Here is a 4,646-nt window from a genome sequence, read left to right on the forward strand (position 1 = left end):
AGCCTCGCTTCGCTCGACAGCTCCTACGGAAACGAGCGGGAGCAAGCATCCTCGCCACGGGGTTTGACGGGTTATTTACCGTCGTGCAGACGGACATTCAACTGATCCACCAGCACCGCCTCCTCGCCGTCGGCGAGCAGCCATTCCCGGAGCAGGTCTTTCTGTTGCTCCGACCAGAAGTCGGCCTCCACCAGTTTGATCTCCGGGTCCAGCGGATGCGCCATGATGAAGTCATCGATGGCTTTGCCATCCGATGGTAGGCCTAGTTGATCGAACAGGGTTCTAAGCTCGTGCGAGGGCTGTTCCATGGGGTTCTCCTTTGGGCGGGCGCCGTCATGGCGCCTCGATTGCTTCCCTTTATCTGAGGCAAACGCCGGTCAGGAGTTCGATTGGCTTCAGGCTTTCAACGCGCCTTCATCCACCGCCAGTTTCAGGGCTTTTGCCGCTGCCCGGGCGGCTTCGGCGGCGAGCTCGGAGGTTTTGAACCAGCGATCCTTTTCCACCTGATGACATGTGATGGTGGTCAAGGGGGGCTTGGCGCGCATCACGATGACGGCCTGGAATTCGCCTTCGACCTCTCTGGCCTCGCCCCGGATGAAAAACTCGCCAATATCAAATTCCGTCACGTCGCGCCTTTCCTTCACAAGTCATTAGTATGAGTGCGCGATCGTCAATGGGGGACGGTCTTCGCTGGGCGGGCAGTATGGCAGCAGTTGCCTGTCGCGGCTGAGTTAAGTGATGGGCGTGTCGTATCTCAGGTCAAACGCTTCGTTCCAGACGCCTGGCCAGGTAACAGGCCTCGTTATGATCGGTACGGAAACCTCTTACACGGCCAGTCGAGGTTTCTTCAATATGGAAAAAGCACTTGCCGGCCAGAACCACCCGATAACGCGGTTGAAACAAAGAAACCGGCAGGTAATGCACTTCGTCAAACCCGTCAGGCTTGTCAGCGATGCAAGGGGTGAGGGGTTGGGTCAGGGTCGTGAAAGTGGCCATGTGAATTCCTTTTCTATGGTTTACCGACGAATTGCCGAGTGTTTTGAGTAGTCTCCACGCCTGCGGCTGCTCTAGAATCGGCAGCACCGTGTGGGGGCTGTGCCTATCTAAAGCAATTTTTTTTGGCCTCGATGTCAGAAAAATGCTTTTCTAAGTGAGAAATTTCCCTAAAGTTAGTAGTCCCACCTTTTCCGATGCTCAGAGTGGCGTTTTCCTTCAGCCTCTGACGACCCCGCGGGAAAGACGGCGAGAGTGACAATCCTTTAGTCTTCTCTCGCCCCGGGGCAGGGCACGCCGTTCACTTCGAATTTTCAGTTACAGGTCCACTGCGACACACAGTCGGCACGGGTTCTCGTGGTCCGTCCTTTTCAGAGGGCGGGCCGTTTACAAAGATGGGGATGTTTCCTTGGCAGTAAGTAATCTCGACATGCATGCGTTATTCGTACTTGGTGATCTGCGGGCAAAACTGGTCAAGCAGTTCCAGTCGCGCTTCGTCTACATCACCGAGCAAACCGCCGAAGGTATTTATGTTGCCGAAATCGACACCGAATCGGCCTTGGTGGTCGATGACAAGCCCAGGCTTGAACTCAAAGTCGGTGATCATTTTCGTGCAGCGGTATTGCCCAGCCGTGAAGGTGGCAAGTTTGAACTCCGCTTTCGCGATATCAAGCTGACGGTCTATGGCCTTGGCGATTACGCCTTCGTGACCACCCCCGGTGGCCACGCGATCCTGTTCAAGGAAGGGCACAGCGTGCTGACGGTTTTCGCCGCCAACGAGCAGTTGCACGAGGGCCTGACCAAGACCCTAAAGGCCGTGACCGCCAAAGCCGCCAAGTGGCGCAAAGGTGAACTCGTCACCTTCAAGGCCAGCGAGTGATGTGTACCTCGTCAGCTCGACGGATGTGATAGGCAGGCTGACACAGCGTTCGGGTTTTGCGCCCTGCTAACAGTTTTCACCAGGTCTGCGTGGAACCTCGGCTACAGTCAGTTGACTGAATTAATCAGAGGCTTGCGTCCGGTTACGCAGGACCGTTGAGCTATTGCTGTGTCTGGTACGAGGTGCAACGCATGAAACGAGTTCGACAGTGGTTGGCTGCCTGGGCCACCTGTGCGGTGATGGTTTCGCCACTCCCGGCATCGGCCGCGCAGGTGCCGATCCATTTTGCCGACCTGAACTGGGAAAGCGGGAGCCTGATCACCGATATCCTGCGCGTCATCGTTGAGAAGGGCTATGGGCTGCAGACCGACACATTGCCGGGCACCACCATTACCCTGGAAACGGCGCTGGCCAATAACGACATCCAGGTGATCGGGGAAGAGTGGGCCGGTCGCAGTCCCGTATGGGTCAAGGCCGAGGCTGAAGGCAAGGTGGTCGCCTTGGGCGATACGGTCAAGGGCGCGACCGAAGGCTGGTGGGTCCCGGAATATGTGATCAAGGGCGACCCGGCCAAGGGCATCAAACCCCTGGCCCCGGATTTGCGCAGTGTCGAAGACCTGGCGCGCTACAAGCATGTCTTCAAAGACCCGGAAAGCCCCAGCAAGGGCCGCTTCCTCAACAGCCCCATCGGCTGGACCTCCGAAGTGGTCAACAAGCAGAAGCTCAAGGCTTATGGGCTGTCCGACAGCTATGTGAATTTCCGCAGTGGTTCGGGCGCGGCGCTGGATGCGGAGATCAGCTCGTCGATCCGCCGGGGCAAGCCGATCCTGTTTTACTACTGGTCGCCGACGCCGCTGCTGGGACGTTTCAAGCTGGTGCAGTTGCAAGAACCCCCGTTCGATGCCGAGGCCTGGAAAACCCTGACCGATGCCGACAACCCCAACCCCAAGCCAACCCGCTCCCTGGCCTCGAAGCTGTCGATTGGCGTCTCCGCGCCGTTTCAAAAGCAATACCCGGACATTGCTGAGTTCTTCAGTAAAGTCGACCTGCCCATCGAACCGTTGAACAAGGCCCTGGCCGACATGAGCGAAAAGCACACACCGCCGCGCGAAGCCGCCGAGGCGTTCCTCAAGGCCCATCCCCAGGTCTGGCAGGCCTGGGTGCCCAAGGAGGTCGCCGACAAAGTCGCTGCCGGTCTGTAGCGTGCCAGATTGAACTCTTGATCTTGAGCAATGCATCAATCGCCGAAAACCGGCATTCTGCGCCCGTGCGGCGAAATGCCGAATTCGAGCTAGGATGATTGTTCAACCTTTCAAGGAGGCTGGCGAATGACGCTGTTAGTGGCTCGGTCGCTGGTCGCAATATTTGCGACCATCAGCTTGATTCATTTGTATTGGGCCCTGGGCGGGCGATGGGCGGCCCTGGCGGTCGTGCCTCAGGTTCCGGCGAGGCAAGGAGAGTCGTTGCGCCCGGCGTTCAACCCATCGGGTTGGCTGACACTGCTGGTGGCCCTCGCGCTGCTGCTGATTGCAGTTCTGGTGTGCCTGCGGGTCGGCTTGCTGGCGCCGCCCGTCACCCATCGGGCGTTGCAATGGCTGATCAGCGCGATCGCCTTGCTGATGTTCGCCCGCGCCATTGGCGAATCGAACCTGGTGGGTTTCTTCAAGGAGGTCAAGGGCTCGATGTTCGCCAAGCTCGACACATGGGTTTATTCACCGTTATGTGTCGTGCTTGGGGCCGGCCTGTTGACGGTGGCCTGGGCCTGAACGCAATACGCTTGTCGTGGCGATCAGGTCCCGGATTGTTGAGCCGTCCAGTGTTTCATTTCTTCGGCGATAAAGTGACTCACCAGGTCGCTGTACATTTTCTCGATCGCATCCGGGCTAAGGCCTTCAGCCTCGGCCCACTGGCGCCGGGTCGCCAGCATCGCCTTGAAACGCTCCGGAGCACGCACCGACGTGGCCGAGGTCTTGAATTTCGACGCCGCCAGTACGTACTGAAAACGCCTGCCCAACAGCTTGATAACGGTCTGGTCGAGGGCGTCGATTTCGCGGCGGATGTCTTCCATATTCGCGCAATCGCAGGGTTGTAGCGGGTTGTGCACTTCCATGCAGTTACTCCTTGTTGAGACAGGATCGGCCCAAGCCGGGCCGATTATCGATGTGTGTTCAGCCTTCGAGCCCGCGCTGTTCGATCACGCCAAACACATCCACCACGTCCTGCACCAGAATCCGGGCGACGTTGGTGAGGGTGTTTATATCACTCGTCGCCGAATCGCGCAGGCTGGAGCAGGCCACCAGCGTCAGATAATCGAGCGTGGCGTGCAGGCGTTCGCTGGCGCAGGCGTGGAGTTCGGGCAATGGCGCGTGGGTGTCGATCAGCAGGACGGGGTGGGTGGTGGCGGTTTGGGTTAATGGGGTGAAACGGTCGGATGCTTGATGTGTGGTCATAAGGTCATTCCGTTAAGAGAAAAAGAACTGCCCCCTTCATGCTGCGAAACAAATGGGTGGCAGCTACGCGCGGGTTCGCAGACCGAGGAATGACCCAACCCGGCAGACCCGAAGGTCTCCCGCGCGCAACCGCCATAAAATGAAAGCCGGCAATTTTGCCTGAGTTTTCATTCGACGGTGCAAGTCATTCATATTCTGTAGGGCTGCGAAACCCAGCCACTGACCAACGCCAGCGGCGAGCCCAACTATAGGAGGCGATTCCGGCAGCAACAACCGCCCTGTAGGACGCTCACGGCCCCTGTGGCGAGGGAGCTTGCTCCCGC

Annotated in this window: 8 protein-coding genes; 3 read left to right on the forward strand and 5 right to left on the reverse strand. The window is 58.4% G+C overall.

Going from position 1 to position 4,646, the window contains the following annotated elements; genetic code table 11:
- Window positions 1-71: 71 nt before the first annotated feature.
- The 3 genes from HU811_RS25110 to HU811_RS25120 form a co-directional block, all read right to left on the reverse strand.
- The gene (locus HU811_RS25110; protein ID WP_092398847.1) at window positions 72-308 is read right to left on the reverse strand and encodes a DUF2789 family protein; all 237 of its coding nucleotides are present in this window, start codon (window positions 306-308) and stop codon (window positions 72-74) included.
- 87 nt (window positions 309-395) lie between these two features.
- Complete coding sequence (locus tag HU811_RS25115) at window positions 396-626, reverse strand: hypothetical protein (RefSeq protein WP_092455381.1); 231 nt, start codon at window positions 624-626, stop codon at window positions 396-398.
- 133 nt (window positions 627-759) lie between these two features.
- On the reverse strand, window positions 760-996 hold the full coding sequence (locus HU811_RS25120) for a hypothetical protein (protein WP_186658683.1): 237 nt from the start codon (window positions 994-996) through the stop codon (window positions 760-762).
- A gap of 427 nt (window positions 997-1,423) precedes the next feature.
- Here HU811_RS25120 and HU811_RS25125 point away from each other — a divergent pair, with 427 nt between their 5' ends.
- The 3 genes from HU811_RS25125 to HU811_RS25135 all read left to right on the forward strand — a co-directional run bounded on the left by HU811_RS25125 (window position 1,424) and on the right by HU811_RS25135 (window position 3,639).
- Complete coding sequence (locus tag HU811_RS25125) at window positions 1,424-1,873, forward strand: hypothetical protein (RefSeq protein WP_092398841.1); 450 nt, start codon at window positions 1,424-1,426, stop codon at window positions 1,871-1,873.
- Window positions 1,874-2,064: 191 nt separating this feature from the next.
- Window positions 2,065-3,075: an ABC transporter substrate-binding protein gene (locus HU811_RS25130; RefSeq protein WP_186658686.1), complete on the forward strand. Its 1,011-nt coding sequence runs from the start codon at window positions 2,065-2,067 to the stop codon at window positions 3,073-3,075.
- A 126-nt stretch (window positions 3,076-3,201) separates the two neighbouring features.
- Window positions 3,202-3,639 carry a DUF3995 domain-containing protein gene (locus HU811_RS25135; RefSeq protein ID WP_092455385.1) on the forward strand — a complete coding sequence of 146 codons (438 nt, stop codon included), beginning with the start codon at window positions 3,202-3,204 and terminating at the stop codon, window positions 3,637-3,639.
- A gap of 23 nt (window positions 3,640-3,662) precedes the next feature.
- Here the strand turns inward: HU811_RS25135 and HU811_RS25140 are convergent, their stop codons facing one another.
- Both HU811_RS25140 and HU811_RS25145 read right to left on the reverse strand, forming a co-directional pair.
- Window positions 3,663-3,983: an isochorismate lyase gene (locus tag HU811_RS25140; RefSeq protein WP_186658689.1), complete on the reverse strand. Its 321-nt coding sequence runs from the start codon at window positions 3,981-3,983 to the stop codon at window positions 3,663-3,665.
- Between the two features lie 58 nt (window positions 3,984-4,041).
- On the reverse strand, window positions 4,042-4,323 hold the full coding sequence (locus HU811_RS25145; RefSeq protein ID WP_186658692.1) for a fructose-bisphosphate aldolase: 282 nt from the start codon (window positions 4,321-4,323) through the stop codon (window positions 4,042-4,044).
- Window positions 4,324-4,646: the final 323 nt, after the last annotated feature.

Source organism: Pseudomonas tehranensis (assembly GCF_014268615.1).
Taxonomy (GTDB): Bacteria; Pseudomonadota; Gammaproteobacteria; order Pseudomonadales; family Pseudomonadaceae; genus Aquipseudomonas; species Aquipseudomonas tehranensis.

Coding starts and splice junctions, on each gene's coding strand:
- HU811_RS25135 (WP_092455385.1), top strand. CDS start 3,202: ATGACGCTGTTAGTGGCTCGGTCGCTGGTCGCAATATTTGCGACCATC.
- HU811_RS25120 (WP_186658683.1), bottom strand. CDS start 996: ATGGCCACTTTCACGACCCTGACCCAACCCCTCACCCCTTGCATCGCT.
- HU811_RS25130 (WP_186658686.1), top strand. CDS start 2,065: ATGAAACGAGTTCGACAGTGGTTGGCTGCCTGGGCCACCTGTGCGGTG.
- HU811_RS25110 (WP_092398847.1), bottom strand. CDS start 308: ATGGAACAGCCCTCGCACGAGCTTAGAACCCTGTTCGATCAACTAGGC.
- HU811_RS25125 (WP_092398841.1), top strand. CDS start 1,424: ATGCATGCGTTATTCGTACTTGGTGATCTGCGGGCAAAACTGGTCAAG.
- HU811_RS25145 (WP_186658692.1), bottom strand. CDS start 4,323: ATGACCACACATCAAGCATCCGACCGTTTCACCCCATTAACCCAAACC.
- HU811_RS25140 (WP_186658689.1), bottom strand. CDS start 3,983: ATGGAAGTGCACAACCCGCTACAACCCTGCGATTGCGCGAATATGGAA.